This window comes from Enterocloster sp. (assembly GCF_057861365.1).
In genome coordinates this window covers 21,349-40,080 of sequence record NZ_DBMACH010000023.1, presented here as the reverse complement: position 1 = coordinate 40,080, position 18,732 = coordinate 21,349, and the positions used below count along the sequence as shown (strand labels likewise).

The window sequence follows — 18,732 nt, the reverse complement described above, 5'->3', positions numbered from 1 at the left end:
TTAATTTTACCACAAATGGATGCTCTTTTTTCATTCACTTGATAGGTGAAAAGCAATATTCAGTTAAAATACAGTAACTATGTGGCTTTCAGCCACATTCGCGGCAAAGTCGTGAATAATTCAGGATTAACTATTCAGAATCACAGACTGTCAAGAATAAACGGTCAGAGTTAAAGAAAAGGAGAGATGAGTGTATGTATGATTATTTAGTAGTAGGAGCCGGGCTTTACGGTGTAGTCATTGCACATGAGATGAAAAAGGCAGGAAAGAGTGTACTGGTTATTGACAAGCGTCCCAATATTGCGGGGAATGTGTATACAGAAGAGATTGAAGGAATCAATGTTCACAAATATGGTGCGCATATTTTTCATACTAATAATAAAAGTGTATGGAACTATGTGAATCAGTTTGCGGAGTTCAATCGTTTTACTAATTCGCCTGTAGCGAATTACCATGGAGAGCTCTATTCTCTTCCATTTAATATGTATACATTTAATAAGATGTGGGGGGTAGTGACCCCAGAAGAGGCTGAGGCTAAAATTGAAGAACAAAAAAGGTCATTGGGGATTACAGAACCAAAAAATCTGGAAGAGCAGGCAATCAGCCTGGTCGGAACAGATATATATGAGAAATTGATTAAGGGTTATACAGAAAAACAATGGGGACGTCCCTGCGACCAGCTTCCAGCTTTTATTATTAAGCGTCTTCCGGTGCGCTTTACATTTGATAATAATTATTTTAATGCATTATATCAGGGGATTCCGATTGGCGGATATACGAAAATGGTTGCAAATATGCTGGAAGGAATTGAGATTCAGTTGGGGATTGATTATCTGGAAAATAAGCAGGAATATGACAAAATTGCTGAAACGGTAATTTACACGGGAGCAATAGATGCATATTTTGGCTTTAAATTAGGAACATTGGAATATCGTTCGGTTCGTTTTGAAACAGAGGTATTGGATAAACCAAATTTCCAAGGAAATGCTGCGGTAAATTACACAGATGCAGAGACGCCATGGACCAGAATTATTGAACATAAGTGGTTTGAGTTTGGCACGCAGCCTAAGACCGTTATCAGTCGGGAGTACAGTTCAGAATGGACACCAGGGGAGGAACCTTATTATCCTGTGAATGATGAGAAAAACGGAAAAATGTATGAGGAGTATAAAAGATTGTCAGAAAATGAGAAAAAAGTCATTTTTGGTGGAAGACTGGGAGAATATAAGTATTATGATATGGATAAGGTAATTGAATCAGCATTAAAGAAATCAGATGAATTATTAAGTATATAATTAGATTTAATGATTAAGTAAATTGTTATATTATGTGTACTTGCAGGCTGAGAAATCAGCCTGCAAGTATCCTACGATAGATTTCACTCATCTTTTCCATAACAACTTCCGACTGAAACAGCCTGCTTCGATTTACGTTTTCCTGCCCTAATTTTTCGAAATTATCAGTATTTTTGAGCAGATGGCGTATTGCCTTACTATAGGCAGCAGCGTCATCTGCTTTTTTTACCATAATACCGCCGGAGCAGAGACTTATGGAACCATTCTGGGATAAAATATCTCCCATCAGATCCCGGCTTCCGCGGATATCAGAACAGATCACGGGCAGACCGCTGGCCATGGCTTCCAGAAGCGCCATAGGAAGCCCTTCCTGATAGGATGGGAACAGAAACAGGTCGGCAGTCTGCAGGATTTTCAGGATATCTTCTCTGTAACCTGCGAAGGTAACCATGTGTGAGATGCCAAGCTGCTCGGCCAGATCACGGAGATATGTATCCAATGCTCCGTGGCCGCATAGAAGGTAATGGACGTTTGAGAGCTCCTTTAACTGGCTGAGAGCTTTTAGAATCGTTTCATGGTTTTTGCGTTTAATCAATTCACCTGAGGAAAGAAGTATAAGCTTGTCTAAGGGAAGGCCAAGTTCGGCCTTCTTTTTTTTGATATCTTCCTCTGTCAAATGAGGAATTCGCGAGGGATCGATACCCACACCGGGAATGTAGTCGGTATATCGGGCGTGGAAGGCTTTTTTAGCTCGTTCATAATCTTCATAATTGATACAGATCTGCTGATCTGTGTAGCGGGACAGAAAACGTTCCATAGGGTAGTAGCAGAGCCAGTTTACGGGCTTTGCTCCCTTAAAGAAGTGAAAACCATGGGCGGTATAGATTACAGGGCCTGTATGGGTCGTATGAGCCGCCAGACGGGCCATAACTCCTCCCATAGGGGTATGGCAGTGTACCAGCTGAAAGCTTTCCTGTTCCATAAGGGTACGCAGCTGGCGATAGACTTTAAGATTTGCAGGTTTGAAGGGACTGCGAATAAAGTCAATTTGATGGCGTATGATACCGGTTCCATCCAAACGATGGTTGTCTGTTCCATAGGAAGGGGTATTATAGTTGGAGGCATAGTGAACCTCAAATCCCATGCTTTGAAGAATATGGACATTGTTCATTTCAAATTGCGGAACAAAACCGCTGACGGTGGTAACCAGAAGGGCTTTTTTCGTATTTGACATAATGTAAAATTCCTTTTTGCAAAATGTAATTTCATGATAGAAAGTAAATAGTATACTGCAGCGTCTTATATAGTTTTTATATTATATCATTGCCCATATTAAAAAACATTAAAATCAGACGATTTTCTATATTTTTTTATTGGAAATGCACCATATACAATCAACTAAAGTGAATATCCCCAACATTTCCCGTCCATACTCCCACTATCAACATGAAAGGACGTACACAAACATGAGGCTTCCAAGACATATCGGGATTATTCCCGACGGCAATCGCCGCTGGGCGGTGAGAGAGGGAATGGATAAGGCAGATGGCTACGATCACGGCATCGCTCCGGGAATGGAGCTGTTTCGGATGTGCCGGGAGCTGGGGGTGGAGGAAATGACGTTTTACGGCTTTACCGTGGACAATACAAAACGCCCCTCTGCCCAGCGCCGTGCATTTACAGCCGCCTGCGTGGCGGCAGTAGAGGAGCTCTCAAAGGAGGATGCCAGTCTTTTAGTGCTGGGAAATACGAAGTCATCTGTATTTCCCAGAGAATTTCTGCCCTATACAACCCGCCGCAGCTTCGGAAAGGGAGGTATGAAGATCAATTTCCTTGTAAATTACAGCTGGGAATGGGATTTCGGCTTAAAGGACGGGCTGCTGGGAGAGAAGCTGAAAACCGCTGAAGTGTCCCGGATCGACCTGATTATACGCTGGGGCGGCAGGCGGCGGTTGTCAGGCTTTCTCCCTGTGCAGTCCGTGTATTCGGATATCTATGTAGTAGATGACTACTGGCCGGATTTTAAGCCTTCCCATGTGGAGGAGGCCCTTGAGTGGTATAGCAGGCAGGATGTAACGCTGGGAGGATAGGGAAGTTTCTCCGGCAAAGGAAACTAATACACCTCATACTGTGCCCGATTCGGCTGTTTCGTATCCCCGTTTTCATCCCACACGCCGTCTGTTCCGATCCAGTGATAGAGATCGGAGGATTTTGAACGGACGTAGCATTGGGAAACCATATATCCTGCGCCGTCAAAGAAGTACCATTTTCCATCAATCTGCCTCCAGGCCATCTGTGGGAAAGCGCCGTTTGGATACAGAAAGAGGTGTTTTCCATTTTCTTCCTTCCAGATGCCGTCGCTGTGGAACCAGGCTTCCTCTGGGGTGATGACAAGGGGCTCTGCATCGGAGCACCAACCGCTGTTTTTCCTGTCTTTTCTGTTATATGCCCGGACACGGAAGGTATAGGAACCTTCATTGTTGATCCAATTTTCAAAGCTGCAGGAGGCAGCAGAGCTGGTAAGGGTGGTAAGAGTGCGTCTGTCCTTAAGAAGTTGTATTTCATACTGGTCTGCCCCATCTACCTCATCCCAGACGGCTGTATGACCGCTCCAGTCCGCTGTAAGGGGAGCAGGAATGGCCCCGTCGATTCTGGGCAGGCGGACATGAAGGATCAGAGTGCTTCCCTCGTCTTCTGTGCGGGCGCTCTGATACTGGACGCCGTCTCCGGAAAGATGGAAAAGGCTTCTGGCGGCAGTAGGGAAATAATACCCTTCATTTGCAGAAAGTTCCACTTCTCCCACAGGCCATTCTCCGTAGCTCCAGGTATCGTCATCCTTCAGATATCCGGAACCTTCCACGGTGAACTGGCTGCTGCTGGAAACGGCGGTCAGTTCTCCGACTTCTTTTCCGCCTTCAGGACTTTGATCGTAACTGAAAATAAGGGAAACATCGGTGATCCGTTCTTCTCCCATGGCAGTAAAGGACAGGCCCAGGGAAATAAGGGCAGCTGTGCAGAGGGTCTGCAGCGTTTGTTTCTTCATAAGAATTCTCCTTTCCGGATATGCATTGCCCGGCACACAGGAAGAGCGCACGCTTTCCCCGCTGCCGGGCAATAACCACAGTATGTCATATTCACGAAGAGATCAGTCAAAAATAGAACCTACCAACATTTTCAGCATGGATTCAGAGGTGCGGATCTTAAGCTGGTTTGCCCCGCAGCACTGGATGGTGGTAGCCATCAGGGTGTCCTTTAATTCCGGTTCACAGATGCTTACCATGTTGGCGCAGGATTCGATGATAGCGGTTAAACGGCCAGCTTTTTCGATAAAGCGGGAAATGTGCTCCTCTGTAAGCCACAGGGAAAATTCGGCAAGGGGTTCGCCGTTTAATTCATTCCACTCCGTTTTGGAAAATCCATAGGTTTCTTTGAGACTGTTCATCAGTTGATTGATATCCATTTCATACTCCTCATTTGTATAAGATCAGTCCCCTTAAGGGGCAGTATACAATAATATATGACATACGATGGGATATTTCAAGTGAAAACGGGCAAAAATTCAATGATTGTAAAGCTGTTTGATGATTTCTACGGTTCGGTCCATGCCCAGACGGCTTACATTTAAGAGCATCTGGTGGGAATCAATGGAACCCCATTTCTGGTGCGTGTAGTTTTCATAATAATGCTTTCTGCGCTTATCCGTGGAATGGATGGCATTTATGGCATCTTTTTCGGAGAAATGATACCGTTCCATGATCCGGTGGATCCGATCCTCCATATTGGCGCAGATAAACAGGTCGATGACGTCATTTCTGGAGCGCAGGGCATAATTGCCGCAGCGTCCTACGATGACGCAGGGGCCTTTCCGGGCAAGCGTTTCAATGATGATCGTCTGGGTTACATAGGTACTGTCTGGCAGAGAAAGTCCGTATCCGGTGACGGAATTGGGTTCCCGCGGTACATGGTAATCAGCCAGAAATCCCATCAGGGCCGATTCGTCTGCTTTTTCTACGCTTACTGCTGCATGGCCCATTTTTTCTGCAGCCATTTCAACCAGCTCCCGGTCATAAAAGGGGATATTTAATTCTTTGGCGGTACGCATCGCAACCTCCCGTCCGCCGCTTCCAAATTGCCGTGCAATGGTTATGATCTTACCGCTCATAGTACCGCTCCTTTCATTTCACTGCATCTGAAAAGTGAAAATGCACAATACAATGTTCTGTAAGTTCATTATACATTACATAACGCACAAAGGGAAGAGGGATTTTGGCGTCTATGTATGGTTGTCATGGGCATCAGGCTTTTTGCAGGAAGCGTCCGCCTGTTTCTGCGCCTTCCGCTGTTCCCGCATCATTTCCCAGATGGTATCATGCATCCATTTTACGGTATCGCTGAGAATTTTGTTTTCCGTATCTAACCGCATGATTTCCATATTCATTTCTGCAATGACTTCACGGCTGTTGTATTTCTTATGGGGAGCTGTTATGCGCTCCATCAGGGAAGGATTTTGCTTTAGAATTTCATTTCCAAGGTAATCATCGCGCTCCTGACAGCTCATATTCATAAACTCTTTGTAATGCATCCGCACCATATTCATAGTATCCTTTGAATTACATCTGGGACACTGGGGATGACGGGATGTCTGATAATATGCATAATATCCGCATTTGGGACAGTAAAAAGCAGCAAGCTCTCTCATTTATATAATCCTCCTACTACAAACTTGATCAGTCTATAATAAATAACGCATGAGAGCGGAAAATATACCGCTGTTTTTTAAAATATTTCAAAAAAAGCAAAATAAACAAAAAAAATGGCGAATTTCTGGAAAATCAGACGTTCTGTTGAATAAGTTTAGCATTTATGGGCGAATTTGTAAAGAGGAGCTTAATGTAAAGGCCATATCAGGGACAGTTTGTATAAAAACTGATCTGATATGGCCTTTAAGGAAATATTTTTATTTTCCGCCCGTCACAGGGTGAACGGATGTGGGTGAGAGGCGGTGGGTTACTGGATGATGCCGCTGGTGTTTACGGTCCAGATGGTGTCATTTTCATCCTTGAAATCCTTATAACCTGCTCCAAGCTCAGGTTTTGCGTTGGATTTGGAGGAGGAGCCGGCTTTCTGGATAGCACCGTTGGTATTGATCAGATAGCGGGTACCGTCCAGATCAGCCGGAACCAGACGCAGGTCGGGATCAGCCTCCTGACGGAGTCCGTGAATGTAGAGGGTGTTATCCTTGATGCCGTGATATCCCTGTCCCTTTTTGGAGCCGTCGGTGTGGAAGTACCAGTTCTGGGTTTCACCCAGGTCTTCGTCATAGATTGTCTGCTTCCCTGTTTTCATAGCGCCGTCTTCGCCGAAATAGAAGTTGGCAGAGGCGCCGTCGCCGATGTTTACAGACTGCTTTCCGGTCTGCATTTCGCCTTTTGTGTTAAAGGCGTACTTCTTGGAGTCGATGGAGAAGAGCTCCAGGCCGGACTGAGCGTGATGGGGAACGCCGTTTTTAAAGTAAAACTTGTAAACCTCGGCTTCCTCGCTGATGCCTTCAGCGCCTTCAATGGTTCTCCAGCCGGAGGCACGCTTTCCGTCCTCATCATAATACTGATAACCGGAAATAGAGGAGGCGTCGGCTTTGACAGCCTCGGAAGCGGTGGCGGCGTTTTCTGCTGCGGGAAGCTTAAACCAGCCGGTCTGCATCTTTCCGTCTACAAAGGTATAGTAATTGCCGTTTATTTTCTTATCAACCGCATGTTCGATGCGCTTTCCGCTGTTATCGAAGTAGTACCAGGATTCAATGATCTCCGGATCGTCTGTTTCATCTTCTAAAAGCACCCAGCCGGTCTTGCGGCTTCCATCTTCGCCCAGATAGTAATTGAAGCCGTCTACCTGAATGGAGCCGGTTTCCATGATGGAATCCTCGTTGAAATAATACCACTGTCCGTTAATGGAGGCCCAGGTGGAGGTTAAGGCTCTTCCGTCTCTTCCATAATAATAGTAGAGAAACTCCGGCTCATCCTGTTCAGACCAGTAATCTTCATTTTCTACGGAAATCCATTTCATAGTAACGCGTTTTCCGTCTTCATCTACATAGTATTCGTCAATCTGAGTGGAAGTGGCACGGATTCCGTCAGAATCCAGATAGTACCAGTCGTCACCAGACTTCTTCCAGGTGTCGGTAAGGGGCTCCCCGTAGGAGTCATAATAGTACCAGTTGCCGTTTTCCTGTGCCCAGCCTGCATTTTTGGCATATGCAGGAAAAGAAAGGGCTGCAGCAAGAGCTGCGGTGGATAATACAGCCAGAAGCTTTGTCTGTTTTTTCATAATAATAATTCTCTCCTTTTGAAATGTGTGTGTCGGCCGAAAATCCGTTGTTGCATTACGAGGCTCATTATAGCGGGTGAGCGGCCGGATTTCCAGTGAGGCTTACTGGAAGGAATGGAAGGACTTTCCCGGCAGCCGGGAACCCCTGCCAGGGAAAATGGTAGTAGGCTTTTTAATGGTTTTGTGATATACTCACCGTATGATGTTGGGGGCAGATGTGCTGTCCCCTTTGATATCGGATTGCGGTACGGCAAAGGAGAAGATATGAGAATAAAGGTTTCAAATTATATTTCGGAAATGCTTGTAAAGGCGGGAATCCGTCAGGCATTTATGGTAACAGGCGGCGGAGCGATGCATCTGGACGATGCCCTGGGCCATCAGGAAGGGCTTTGCTGCATCTATGATCACCATGAGCAGGCCTGCGCTATAGCGGCAGAGGCCTACGCACGGATTCACAATGAGATTGCCGCTTTGTGCGTTACCACAGGTCCCGGCGGCACCAATGCGATTACAGGCGTATTAGGAGGGTGGCTGGATTCCATTCCCATGCTGGTTCTCTCCGGTCAGGTGCGCTACGATACCACAGCCAGATGGTCCGGTCTGGGAATCCGGGCAATGGGAGATCAGGAGTTTGATATCTGTAAGTCCATTGACTGCATGACAAAGTATTCGGAAATGGTGATCGATCCCATGAGAATCCGGTATTGTCTGGAAAAAGCCCTGTATCTGGCAAAGTCCGGCCGTCCCGGACCCTGCTGGCTGGATATTCCGCTGAATGTCCAGGGGGCTTTTGTGGAAACGGAGGATCTGGAGGGCTTTGATCCGGAGGATTATGAAAATGGCGGAACCGGCTGGGGGACAATGGGAAATATCCATGCTATTCCTGAGGATGAGGCCGGAAAGGGCGAGAAGCGTCAGCTGCTTCCGGGCAAGGTGAGCAGGGAAACGGCTGATCTGATCCTTTCAAAGATCCGGGCTGCAAAGCGTCCGGTGATCAATGCGGGAAACGGCATCCGCATCGCCGGAGCCCATGATGTGTTTATGCGGGTGGCAGAGAAGCTTGGTATTCCCGTGATTACAGGCTGGGACAGTGAGGACTGCATCTGGGATGAGCATCCGCTGTATACAGGACGGGCCGGCAATATGGGCGACCGGGCTGGAAACTTTGCCATTCAGAACAGCGATCTGGTGCTGTCTGTAGGAAGCCGTCTGAGTATCCGGCAGGTAGGCTACAATTATAAGACCTGGGCCAGAGCCGCCTTTGTGATCGCAAATGATATTGACAGTGAAGAATTAAAGAAGCCTTCGGTGCATGCAGATCTGGCGGTTCATGCAGATGCGAAGGATCTTCTGGAGCAACTGGACGGAGCGTTGGATGAAATTCTGGAAAAAGAAGGAAACCAGCTGGCTGAAAGCCTGAGCAAAAAGGGAGAAAAGCAGCTCTTTGACGGCGGAGAAGGTCTTCCGGGCATGAGCTGGAGCGAGACCTGCAGGATGTGGAAGGAAACCTATCCGGTGGTACAGAAAAAACACTGGAATTTCACCGATCAGGAGCCGGCTAATGTCTATGCGGCCATCCAGGCCATCAGCAGCCGCTTAAAGGAAGGCCAGATTACGGTAGTGGGAAATGGTTCTGCCTGCGTGGTAGGCGGTCATGCGTATGTGATCAAGAAGGGACAGCGGTTTATCACCAATTCTGCCGTAGCAGCCATGGGATATGATCTGCCAGCCGCTATTGGCGCCTGGACTGCCTCCAGAGACAGCCGCTGCTACAGCCAGGGAAGGGATCGCTCCGGAGAGGATCTGATCCTTGTAACGGGTGATGGAAGTATCCAGATGAACCTTCAGGAGCTTCAGACCATCATTCACCATAAAATGGGAATTAAAATATTCTTAATCAATAACGGCGGCTATCATTCCATCCGCCAGACCCAGAAGAATTTCTTCGGAGAGCCTTTGATCGGCATCGGAGTGGACAGCGGGGATTTAAGTTTCCCGGATATGGAAAAGCTGGCAGGCGCCTACGGATATCCTTATATAAAGGCAGAGCACAACAGTGAGCTTGCAAAAGCAGTGGAGCAGACGCTGGCTGTCGAAGGCCCGGTGATCTGCGAGATCTTTGTATCCATGGATCAGAACTTTGAGCCAAAGTCCTCAGCCAAGAGGCTGCCGGACGGAACTCTGGTATCCCCGCCTTTGGAGGATCTGGCTCCCTTCCTTCCTGAGGAGGAGATGGATCGGAATATGATCATTCCCAGAATCAGGGAATAATTCCCGGTTGGGAGAACCGGCAGAACAACAGACAGAAAAGGAGACAGCCATATGGCAGTGATCGTCACAGGAGCTACCAGCTTTATCGGAAGGGCTGTAGTGGAGGAACTTTTAAAACAGGGACAGAAGGTGTATGCTGTGGCACGGCCCGGTTCAGCGGGCCTGTCCTTTTTAAAGGCGCTGCCTCTTAATGGACAGGAAGGCCGGAGAGAGGGGGCTGTGGGAAGCATAAGGATTCTGGAATGTAATTTAAACGAGATAGAACGCCTGAAGGAGATGGATATCACAGACGCTTCTGCCTGGCTGCATCTTGGCTGGGAGGGAGCGGGAAGCGCCAACCGGCAGGATCCGGCTCTTCAGGCGAAAAACATCGGCTATGCGCTTTCGGCTGTCAGAACAGCAGGAGCCCTTGGCTGCAGCCGGTTCCTTTTTTCCGGCTCTCAGGCGGAGTACGGGATCTGCGATTCTCCCATGAGGGAGGATCAGCCCTGCCATCCGGTATCTGAGTACGGCAAGGATAAGGTGCTGGTCTGCCGACAGGCCGGGGAACTGGCCGGCCAGCTTCGCATGGATTATATCCATACCCGTATTTTCAGCGTCTATGGCCCGGGAGATCACCCATGGTCTTTGATTTCCACCTGCATTGACACCTTTTTAAAGGAAGGCCATATGGAAATGGGGCCCTGTACCCAGCAGTGGAATTTCCTCTATGTGACCGAGGCCGCAGAGCTGCTGGTAAAACTTCTTCTTGGCAAAGCACCGGCCGGCGTGTATAATGTGGCGGGGGAAGATACCCGCCCGCTGCGGGATTATATAGAAGAGCTGCACCGGCTCTGCGGCAGTCTGGGAAGCTATCATTTCGGAGACAGGCCGCCCAATGCGGAGGGCATGGTATCGCTGATGCCGGAATTGACGAAATTAAAGGCAGCAGTGGGCTTTACCCAGCAGATTCCTTTTTCGGAGGGGATCCGCCGGATGGTACAGGAGAAAAAAGGAGAAATTTAGATGAAACGTTGTATTGCCTGCGGTGCTCCTTTATGGGAGACGCCGCTTCTTACGCTGGACAATATGCCGGCTTCTGCCCAGCATATGCCGGATAAAGATCATGTAGATGAGGATCAGGGGCTTACTCTGGATCTCTGCCAGTGCATGGGCTGCGGCCTGGTGCAGTTTGACTGCGAGCCGGTGGATTATTACCGGGATGTGATTCGCGCCGGAGGATATTCCACCACTATGGCGGAGCTGCGCAGAAAACAGTACAGGCACCTGATCGAAACTTACCATTTAGAAGGAAAGCGGTTTATCGAGGTAGGCTGCGGACAGGGAGAATTTTTAAAAGTATTAGAGGAATTTCCGGTAGAGGGTCACGGGATTGAGCATGATCCGGCGCTGGTTAAGCTTGCCAGGGCTCAGGGCCTTGCAGTGGAGCAGGGATTTACAGAACATGCGGATACGGTGATCCCAGGCGGCTTTTATGATGTATTTTTATCTTTTAATTTTCTGGAGCATCAGCCGGATCCGGCAGGGATGCTGCGCTGTATTTACAATAATCTGGAAGATGACGGGATGGGACTTCTTACCGTTCCAAGCTTTGAGTATATTATGGATCACAGCAGCTATTATGAGCTGATCCGGGATCACATTGCCTACTATACCTTTGATACGCTGACTTCCCTGCTGGAGCGTACGGGCTTTGTGGTAGAGGAAGCAGAGGTGATAAACAGGGATACGCTTGCCGTTATTGTGCGCAAGCGTCCCCAGATGGAAACGGGCAATCTGCTGGACTGCTATGTGAATCTGCGCCGGGAGATGGATACCTATATGAAGTATCTGGATGCCTGGAAGAAAAAAGCAGCCATCTGGGGAGCCAGTCATCAGGGCTTTACGCTGGCAGCTACAACCAGCCTTGGAAAGAAGGCAGAGTATATCATTGATTCCGCTCCCTTTAAACAGGGAAAATTTGCTCCGGCCTCCCATCTTCCCATCGTAGCCCCGTCCTATTTTGAGGAGCATCCGGTGGATGCCGTCATTATCACTGCTCCCGGCTATACGGATGAGATTGCGGCCCTGATCCGGGAGAAATTTGGTCCTGAGGTGGAGATCCGGGCCATGCGTTCCAATCATCTGGAAATGCTCTAGGAGGACAGCTTATGAGAATCGTTATCACAGGGGCAACCGGCTTTATCGGCAGTTACCTTGCGGCCCTGTTTTTGAGAGAAGGGGCAGAGGTTTTTGCCCTGTCCCGTCCGGATTCCCCTAATCTTAAGGCGCTTCCGGTTCACGAAAACCTGCACATCGTTCCCTGGTCCATGGACCGGGCCGGGGACTGTGTTTCACAGATTGGTTCTGCAGACGCATTTTTCCATTTTGCCTGGGGCGGAGTAAACCGTCAGGAGATTGATTCTCCGGAAGTTCAGGCCAAAAATGTGGCAGGTTCTCTGGAATGTATCCGGGCTGCAAAGGCTCTTTCCTGCTCTGTTTTTATGGATGCAGGCTCCAGGGTGGAGTATGGCCTTACGGACGGAATCATGTCCGAGGACAGGGAATGCGCCCCCATTAACCAGTATGGAAAGGCCAAGTGGGAATTTTACCAGAAGGCGGCTCCTCTGTGCAAAGAGCTGGGGCTTCACTATTTCCATCTGCGGTTTTTCAGCGTCTACGGCCCCGGGGATCACCCCTGGTCGATCATCTCCACTCTGGTGCGGGAGCTGCCCCAGGGAAAGAGCGTTTCCCTAAGCGCCTGCCTTCATCAGTGGAACTTTATGTATATAGAAGACGCAGTTCAGGCAGTATATGAATTGTACCGCCATCTTCCGTCTGAAAAGGACAGCCCGAAAATCAGCGAGATTGTCAATGTTGCCAGCAGGGATACGCGGGTATTGCGCTCCTTTGTGGAGGAGGTCTGGAAAGAGGCGGGAGGAAGAGGAAGTCTGGAATACGGCTCCTTTGTTCAGGCAAAGGAAGGGGCCCTGTCTGTGCGGCCTTCCGTAGAGAAGCTGGCGGCCTTGACCGGAGGCTTTAAGGAAGCGTATTCCTTTTCCCAGGGCATCCGCCAGATGCTCCCATAAACCATTACAAGATTATTTTAGAAAGAGATGTACATCCAAATGAAAAAGATCAGCATATTGATCCCCTGCTACAATGAGGTCGAAAATGTAGGGCCCATCAGCCAGGCGGTAACAGATATCCTGAAAAATGAACTTCCCCAGTACGATTATGAACTGGTCTTTATTGACAATGATTCGACGGACGGAACGAGGGAGGTGCTGCGGACTCTGTGCAGCAGTGATCCGAAGATCAAGGCGATTTTTAATGCCCGCAATTTCGGACAGTTTAACTCCCCCTACTATGGTATGCTCCAGGTGACAGGAGACTGCGTCATTGAAATGGTGGCAGATTTCCAGGATCCGGTGGAAATGATTCCCAAATATGTCCGTGAGTGGGAAAACGGCTACAAGATCGTAATCGGGATCAAGACCAGCAGCAAAGAAAACCGGTTTATGTACTGGCTTCGGACCTGTTATTACAAGACTATTAAAAAAATGTCCGATGTGGAGCAGATCGAGCATTTTACCGGCTCCGGCCTTTATGACAGGGAGTTTATTGAAATCCTGCGCCGTCTGGATGATCCTACGCCCTTTTTGCGGGGGATTGTGGCAGAGCTTGGCTATAAGCGCAAGGAGATTCCCTACGAGCAGCCAAAGAGAAGGGCAGGAAAGACGCATAATAACTTTTACCGCCTTTACGACGCAGCCATGTTAAGCGTTACTTCCTATACAAAAGAGGGTCTGCGCCTTGCTACGATTTTCGGAGGGGTCTGCGCCGCGGTCAGTATGCTGATCGCTCTTGTTTATCTGGTAATGAAGCTAATCTGGTGGGACCGTTTTCCGGCCGGTATGGCTCCCATGCTGATCGGTATGCTGTTTCTGGGCTCTGTCCAGCTCTTTTTCATCGGTTTTCTGGGCGAATACATTATGAGCATCAATCAGAGAGTCATGAAGCGGCCTCTGGTGATTGAAGCGGAGCGCCTGAATTTTGATGAGAAGCCGGAAGAGAAAGAGGAAGGAAAAAAGGATGAAGTATAAGATAGACATTGTGCGGATCCGTGAAAATTCCATTACATTAAACGGATGGGTTTTGGGAAAATCTCCGGAAAGCAGGGCGACCTTCCGGGTAGAGGATGAACGCCATAACCCGGTGAAATATAAGCTGGTTACGACCAGAAGAGATGATGTGAGCCAGATTTATTTCAAAAAGACGTATGACAGGGACTTTGGCTTTGACATCCAGTTCCCCTATGAGAGAGGAAAGACCTACTGGCTTTTGATCCGCTGTGAGGGACGCCAGGCAAAGATCAAGTATAATGAAGAGCTGATCGCAAAGCGTTCCAGCGTGGCTCATAAGCGGATGGAAAAGATTAAGGACCTGATGAACATGGAGACCGTCCGTGTGGCTGCAGATTTCTGGAAGGAAAATGGACTTAAGGCTCTGATAAAGAAGTCCTGTCACAAGCTTCAGGGCCTTGATAATGACTATGACTACAGCGAGTGGTATGAGCTTACAAAGCCCACAGAGGAGGAGTTAAAGGTCCAGAGGGAAGCGCGTTTTGAATATGAGCCCCTTCTTTCTGTGGTTATACCCGTCTACCGCACCCCGGAGCATTATCTTCGGGAAATGATCGATTCCATCATTGATCAGACCTATACCAACTGGGAGCTGTGCATTGCAGACGGCAGTCCCAGAGGACAGAGCGTGGAACGGGTATTAAAGCGCTACGCCCAGAAGGATCCCAGAGTACGCTATGCGGTGCTGGGCGGAAACAGGGGCATTTCCGGCAATACCAATGCGGCTCTTGAAATGGCTTCCGGCGATTTTGTGATCCTGGCTGATCACGACGATACCCTTCCGGAGCACGCCTTTTATGAGGTGGTAAAGGCAGTCAACGAGCATCCGGACTGTGAAGTCCTTTATTCCGATGAGGATAAGCTGGATATGGATGGAAAGGCGCTGTTTGATCCGCATTTCAAGCCTGATTTTAACCCGGATCTTCTTACCAGTGTCAATTATATCTGCCATCTGTTTGTAGTAAAAAAGAGCCTTTTGGATCAGGTGGGAGGCTTTAGGAAGGAGTTTGACGGTGCTCAGGATTATGATTTTATTTTCCGGTGTACGGAAAAAGCCGCCAAAATCGTTCATATTCCAAAGGTGCTCTACCACTGGCGCTGCCATCAGGGGTCCACAGCCAGCAATCCGGAAAGTAAGATGTACGCTTTCGAGGCAGGCTCCAGAGCGGTTATGGCTCACTATGAGCGAGTGGGAATCCCGGCAGAATCCGTGGAAAAGGGTGTGGATTACGGCATTTACCACACGCATTTTAAGATTCAGGGAGAACCCCTTGTGTCTGTGATCATTCCCAATAAAGACCACAGCCAGGATCTGGATACCTGTATCCGTTCTCTGATGGAGCGTTCCACCTATCAGAATCTGGAATTTATCGTTGTGGAGAACAACAGTACCAGTCCGGAGACCTTTGCATATTATAAAAAGCTTCAGGAGGCTCATTCCAATGTTAAGGTAGTGACATGGAAGGAGGGCTTTAACTATTCAGCCATCAATAATTTCGGAGCATCCTTTGCATCCGGCGAGTATCTTCTTTTGTTAAATAATGATACAGAGCTGTTAGAGCCGGACAGCATAAAGGAGATGCTGGGCTTCTGCCAGCGTGAGGATGTGGGGATCGTGGGAGCAAGACTGCTTTATGCAGATGACACCATCCAGCATGCAGGCGTGGTAGTGGGTTTTGGCGGGATTGCGGGCCATACCTTTATCGGCCTTCACAAGGCTGAGAACAGCTACTTCCACCGTGCCATGTGTGCACAGGACTACAGCGCAGTCACTGCAGCCTGTCTGATGACAAAGAAATCCGTCTTTGAGACTGTGGGAGGCTTAAGCACAGAGCTGGCAGTCGCCTTTAATGATATTGATTACTGTATGAAAGTGCGGGCGCTGGGGAAACTGGTAGTATATGCGCCTTATGCCTGCCTTTACCACTATGAATCCAAGTCCAGGGGATTGGAGGACACGCCGGAAAAGGTGGCCCGCTTTAACCGGGAGGTTGCCATGTTCCATAAAAAATGGCCGGAGATCCTGGAGCAGGGAGATCCTTACTACAACCCCAATCTCACGCTCCGCAAGTCTAATTTTGCCCTTCGTGATCTCTTGAAGGAGAAGATCGGAGAACCCTATGACCTGTCTGTGTACGATGCCTATGGGCCGGAGGAAAAGGAAGGAAAATGAGCAATCGAATCAAGGTCACTGTGATCATACCCAATTATAACGGATTAAAATTCATGGAACCCTGCTTTAAGGCGCTGGAGCTGCAGATTTACCACAAATTTCAGATCCTGGTGGTGGACAACGGCTCCACGGACGGCAGTGTGGAGTGGCTTAAGGAGCATCAGATCCCCACGATTTTTCTGGATACCAATACCGGTTTTTCCGGGGCGGTTAATGTGGGGATCAGGGCGGCAAAGACGCCCTATGTGCTTCTGTTAAACAATGATACAGAGCCGGACTGCCATTTTATCGGTGAAATGGTTAAGGCCATTGAGAGGTCGCCTAAGATTTTTTCTGTCAGCAGCAAGATGATCCAGATGTATCACAAGGATAAGATGGATGATGCAGGAGATATGTACAGCCTCCTTGGCTGGGCGTATCAGAGGGGCGTAGGACGTTCCTCCGGGGGCTACAGCCACCCCTGCAGAGTCTTTTCCGCCTGCGCCGGAGCTGCCATTTACCGCAGGGAGATCTTTGAAAAAATCGGGTATTTTGACGAGATGCATTTTGCTTATTTAGAGGACATTGACGTAGGCTACCGGGCCAGGATTGCAGGCTATGATAATGTTTACTGTCCTCACGCAGTTGTGTACCATGTGGGCAGCGGCACCAGCGGTTCCAAGTATAATTCCTTTAAGGTGCGGCTGGCGGCCCGGAATAATATTTACCTAAATTATAAAAATATGCCTTTCCTGCAGCTGCTTGTCAACGTCCTGCCCATTGGAGCAGGAATGACTGTGAAATATCTGTTTTTTAAAAAGCGCGGCTTTGGAGCGGATTATCTTGCAGGCGTGAAGGAAGGGTTGGCAACAGCAGGGAAATGTAAAAAGGTAGGATACAGACCGGAGCATTTGAAAAACTATCTGGCAATCGAATGGGAATTATTTACAGGTACTCTTCTGTATTTCTACGAATTTTCCTTAAGGCAGCTGGAAAAAAGGAAGTAAAAAGGCGAATTTTATCATATTTTAAGATAAATGTTATAGAATCTTGAGTTTAAATAAGCTATAATAGGAGCACCCGGCAGAGTGCCTGAAGAAAGGGTTCTGCCGGATGAGACTGAATATCAGGTGATTTTCCATGATAAAAGATAATCAAAAGAAGCTGAACCGGATTCATGTCCTTTTGGATGTGGTTATGACGGTTCTGGCATATTTTCTTGCCTGGCTGATCATAGTCAGCGGAAAAGTGATCCCTCTGGAATACAATGTGAAAACTCTGGAACCGCCCGTTTATTTTGCGGCGCTTATATTTATCATACCGGTGTATCTGGTGTTAAATGCCTGTTTTCACCTTTATGTGCCGAAGCGGATCCAGGGACGCAGATCAGAGTTTGCCAACATCTGTAAGGCCAATGTGATCGGCCTTATGTTCTTTACGCTGATCCTGTTTGGCGGAAGAAATATCATTATCCACCTGGGATATTTCTCCACCAGGATGCTTCTTTGCTTTTTCGTTTTAAATATCCTTTTGCTGGAAGCGGAACGTATGGCGATCCGCCTTTTTCTGCGCTCTCTGCGCACCAACGGCTATAATCAGAAGCACATCCTTTTAGTGGGCTACAGCCGGGCAGCGGAAGGCTTTATTGACCGGGTGGCTTTAAATCCTGAGTGGGGATATCATATCCAGGGGATCCTGGATGACGGCAGACCGTCAGGATATGCCTATAAAAATGTCAGGATCCTGGGAACCATAAACCAGCTGGAAAGCGTTCTGGCAGCAAATACGCTGGATGAAATTGCCATTACCCTGAGTATCAATGAGTATTCAAATCTGGAATCAATCGTGGCAGTCTGTGAGAAATCCGGCGTTCATACCAAATTCATTCCGGATTACAATAATATTATACCTACGATTCCCTATATGGAGGATCTTCAGGGACTGCCGGTGATCCATATCCGCCATGTGCCTCTGACGAACGTATTTAACGCTACGGTAAAGCGGATTGTGGACATTGGAGGAGCTCTTTTCGGCCTTCTTTTGTTCTCTCCGGTGATGCTCCTTACGGCAGGGCTCATAAAGCTGACCTCTCCGGGCCCCATTTTCTACAGTCAGGAGCGGATCGGCCTCCACAACAGGCCCTTTAAGATGTACAAGTTCCGTTCTATGGAGGTCCAGGATCCGGGAAAGGAAAAAACACGCTGGACTACGCCCCATGACCCAAGGGTAACGCCGGTGGGCCGCTTTATACGAAAGACCAGTATTGACGAGATGCCCCAGTTTTACAATATCCTGATCGGGGATATGAGTCTGGTAGGGCCAAGGCCGGAGCGGCCGCTGTTTGTGGAAAAGTTCAAGGAGGAGATTCCCCGCTATATGATCAAGCATCAGGTGCGGCCCGGGCTGACAGGCTGGGCTCAGGTAAACGGCTATCGGGGGGACACTTCCATTACCAAACGGATCGAACACGATCTGTATTACATCGAAAACTGGAGCCTTGGTTTTGATTTTAAGATTATGTTTTTGACAATCTTTAAAGGCTTTATCAATAAAAATGCATACTGAT

The 18,732-nt window shown here is 48.3% G+C and carries 16 protein-coding genes; 10 read left to right on the top strand and 6 right to left on the bottom strand.

Features of this window, described 5'->3' with window-relative positions; all coding sequences use genetic code 11:
* Window positions 1-194 precede the first annotated feature (194 nt).
* A complete protein-coding gene (gene glf / locus ACZM6M_RS16515; protein ID WP_489490578.1) occupies window positions 195-1,295 on the top strand; it encodes a UDP-galactopyranose mutase in 1,101 nt (366 codons plus the stop codon).
* 55 nt (window positions 1,296-1,350) lie between these two features.
* Here glf and ACZM6M_RS16510 read toward each other — a convergent pair whose 3' ends face one another.
* A complete protein-coding gene (locus tag ACZM6M_RS16510) occupies window positions 1,351-2,529 on the bottom strand; it encodes a glycosyltransferase family 4 protein (RefSeq protein WP_489490577.1) in 1,179 nt (392 codons plus the stop codon).
* 232 nt (window positions 2,530-2,761) lie between these two features.
* Here ACZM6M_RS16510 and ACZM6M_RS16505 point away from each other — a divergent pair, with 232 nt between their 5' ends.
* Window positions 2,762-3,385 (top strand): undecaprenyl diphosphate synthase family protein, encoded by a 624-nt coding sequence (locus tag ACZM6M_RS16505; RefSeq protein ID WP_418494472.1) that lies wholly within the window; start codon window positions 2,762-2,764, stop codon window positions 3,383-3,385.
* A gap of 23 nt (window positions 3,386-3,408) precedes the next feature.
* Here the strand turns inward: ACZM6M_RS16505 and ACZM6M_RS16500 are convergent, their stop codons facing one another.
* From ACZM6M_RS16500 to ACZM6M_RS16480, 5 genes are all read right to left on the bottom strand, one after another.
* Complete coding sequence (locus tag ACZM6M_RS16500) at window positions 3,409-4,338, bottom strand: hypothetical protein (RefSeq protein WP_417045314.1); 930 nt, start codon at window positions 4,336-4,338, stop codon at window positions 3,409-3,411.
* A 102-nt stretch (window positions 4,339-4,440) separates the two neighbouring features.
* The gene (locus ACZM6M_RS16495) at window positions 4,441-4,755 is read right to left on the bottom strand and encodes a hypothetical protein (protein WP_066550191.1); all 315 of its coding nucleotides are present in this window, start codon (window positions 4,753-4,755) and stop codon (window positions 4,441-4,443) included.
* A 99-nt stretch (window positions 4,756-4,854) separates the two neighbouring features.
* A complete protein-coding gene (locus ACZM6M_RS16490; protein ID WP_417045313.1) occupies window positions 4,855-5,457 on the bottom strand; it encodes a cytidylate kinase-like family protein in 603 nt (200 codons plus the stop codon).
* A gap of 111 nt (window positions 5,458-5,568) precedes the next feature.
* Window positions 5,569-5,994, bottom strand: coding sequence for a hypothetical protein (locus tag ACZM6M_RS16485; RefSeq protein ID WP_417045312.1), 426 nt, complete (start codon window positions 5,992-5,994; stop codon window positions 5,569-5,571).
* Window positions 5,995-6,302: 308 nt separating this feature from the next.
* Window positions 6,303-7,619, bottom strand: a complete 1,317-nt coding sequence (locus ACZM6M_RS16480) for a PspC-like choline-binding domain-containing protein (RefSeq protein WP_417045651.1) — start codon at window positions 7,617-7,619, stop codon at window positions 6,303-6,305.
* A 264-nt stretch (window positions 7,620-7,883) separates the two neighbouring features.
* Between ACZM6M_RS16480 and ACZM6M_RS16475 the strand changes: the two genes are divergently transcribed.
* From ACZM6M_RS16475 to ACZM6M_RS16440, 8 genes are all read left to right on the top strand, one after another.
* Complete coding sequence (locus ACZM6M_RS16475) at window positions 7,884-9,890, top strand: thiamine pyrophosphate-binding protein (protein WP_484073897.1); 2,007 nt, start codon at window positions 7,884-7,886, stop codon at window positions 9,888-9,890.
* Window positions 9,891-9,941: 51 nt separating this feature from the next.
* The gene (locus ACZM6M_RS16470; protein ID WP_417045398.1) at window positions 9,942-10,895 is read left to right on the top strand and encodes an NAD-dependent epimerase/dehydratase family protein; all 954 of its coding nucleotides are present in this window, start codon (window positions 9,942-9,944) and stop codon (window positions 10,893-10,895) included.
* Window positions 10,896-12,029, top strand: a complete 1,134-nt coding sequence (locus ACZM6M_RS16465; RefSeq protein ID WP_337433742.1) for a class I SAM-dependent methyltransferase — start codon at window positions 10,896-10,898, stop codon at window positions 12,027-12,029.
* Window positions 12,030-12,040: 11 nt separating this feature from the next.
* Window positions 12,041-12,958, top strand: a complete 918-nt coding sequence (locus tag ACZM6M_RS16460; RefSeq protein ID WP_066550171.1) for an NAD-dependent epimerase/dehydratase family protein — start codon at window positions 12,041-12,043, stop codon at window positions 12,956-12,958.
* 39 nt (window positions 12,959-12,997) lie between these two features.
* A complete protein-coding gene (locus tag ACZM6M_RS16455) occupies window positions 12,998-13,975 on the top strand; it encodes a glycosyltransferase family 2 protein (RefSeq protein WP_317438476.1) in 978 nt (325 codons plus the stop codon).
* Window positions 13,965-16,187, top strand: a complete 2,223-nt coding sequence (locus tag ACZM6M_RS16450) for a glycosyltransferase family 2 protein (RefSeq protein ID WP_418926775.1) — start codon at window positions 13,965-13,967, stop codon at window positions 16,185-16,187. Before ACZM6M_RS16455 ends, ACZM6M_RS16450 begins: the two co-directional genes overlap by 11 nt.
* Window positions 16,184-17,173: a glycosyltransferase family 2 protein gene (locus ACZM6M_RS16445; protein WP_337433744.1), complete on the top strand. Its 990-nt coding sequence runs from the start codon at window positions 16,184-16,186 to the stop codon at window positions 17,171-17,173. The genes ACZM6M_RS16450 and ACZM6M_RS16445 overlap by 4 nt, the downstream gene beginning before the upstream one ends.
* Window positions 17,174-17,306: 133 nt before the next feature.
* A complete protein-coding gene (locus tag ACZM6M_RS16440) occupies window positions 17,307-18,731 on the top strand; it encodes an undecaprenyl-phosphate glucose phosphotransferase (RefSeq protein WP_066550163.1) in 1,425 nt (474 codons plus the stop codon).
* Window position 18,732: the final 1 nt, after the last annotated feature.

Bases quoted from the DNA above. Each gene is read 5' to 3' on its own strand.
- glf (WP_489490578.1), top strand. From the start codon at position 195: ATGTATGATTATTTAGTAGTAGGAGCCGGGCTTTACGGTGTAGTCATT.
- ACZM6M_RS16510 (WP_489490577.1), bottom strand. From the start codon at position 2,529: ATGTCAAATACGAAAAAAGCCCTTCTGGTTACCACCGTCAGCGGTTTT.
- ACZM6M_RS16505 (WP_418494472.1), top strand. From the start codon at position 2,762: ATGAGGCTTCCAAGACATATCGGGATTATTCCCGACGGCAATCGCCGC.
- ACZM6M_RS16500 (WP_417045314.1), bottom strand. From the start codon at position 4,338: ATGAAGAAACAAACGCTGCAGACCCTCTGCACAGCTGCCCTTATTTCC.
- ACZM6M_RS16495 (WP_066550191.1), bottom strand. From the start codon at position 4,755: ATGGATATCAATCAACTGATGAACAGTCTCAAAGAAACCTATGGATTT.
- ACZM6M_RS16490 (WP_417045313.1), bottom strand. From the start codon at position 5,457: ATGAGCGGTAAGATCATAACCATTGCACGGCAATTTGGAAGCGGCGGA.
- ACZM6M_RS16485 (WP_417045312.1), bottom strand. From the start codon at position 5,994: ATGAGAGAGCTTGCTGCTTTTTACTGTCCCAAATGCGGATATTATGCA.
- ACZM6M_RS16480 (WP_417045651.1), bottom strand. From the start codon at position 7,619: ATGAAAAAACAGACAAAGCTTCTGGCTGTATTATCCACCGCAGCTCTT.
- ACZM6M_RS16475 (WP_484073897.1), top strand. From the start codon at position 7,884: ATGAGAATAAAGGTTTCAAATTATATTTCGGAAATGCTTGTAAAGGCG.
- ACZM6M_RS16470 (WP_417045398.1), top strand. From the start codon at position 9,942: ATGGCAGTGATCGTCACAGGAGCTACCAGCTTTATCGGAAGGGCTGTA.
- ACZM6M_RS16465 (WP_337433742.1), top strand. From the start codon at position 10,896: ATGAAACGTTGTATTGCCTGCGGTGCTCCTTTATGGGAGACGCCGCTT.
- ACZM6M_RS16460 (WP_066550171.1), top strand. From the start codon at position 12,041: ATGAGAATCGTTATCACAGGGGCAACCGGCTTTATCGGCAGTTACCTT.
- ACZM6M_RS16455 (WP_317438476.1), top strand. From the start codon at position 12,998: ATGAAAAAGATCAGCATATTGATCCCCTGCTACAATGAGGTCGAAAAT.
- ACZM6M_RS16450 (WP_418926775.1), top strand. From the start codon at position 13,965: ATGAAGTATAAGATAGACATTGTGCGGATCCGTGAAAATTCCATTACA.
- ACZM6M_RS16445 (WP_337433744.1), top strand. From the start codon at position 16,184: ATGAGCAATCGAATCAAGGTCACTGTGATCATACCCAATTATAACGGA.
- ACZM6M_RS16440 (WP_066550163.1), top strand. From the start codon at position 17,307: ATGATAAAAGATAATCAAAAGAAGCTGAACCGGATTCATGTCCTTTTG.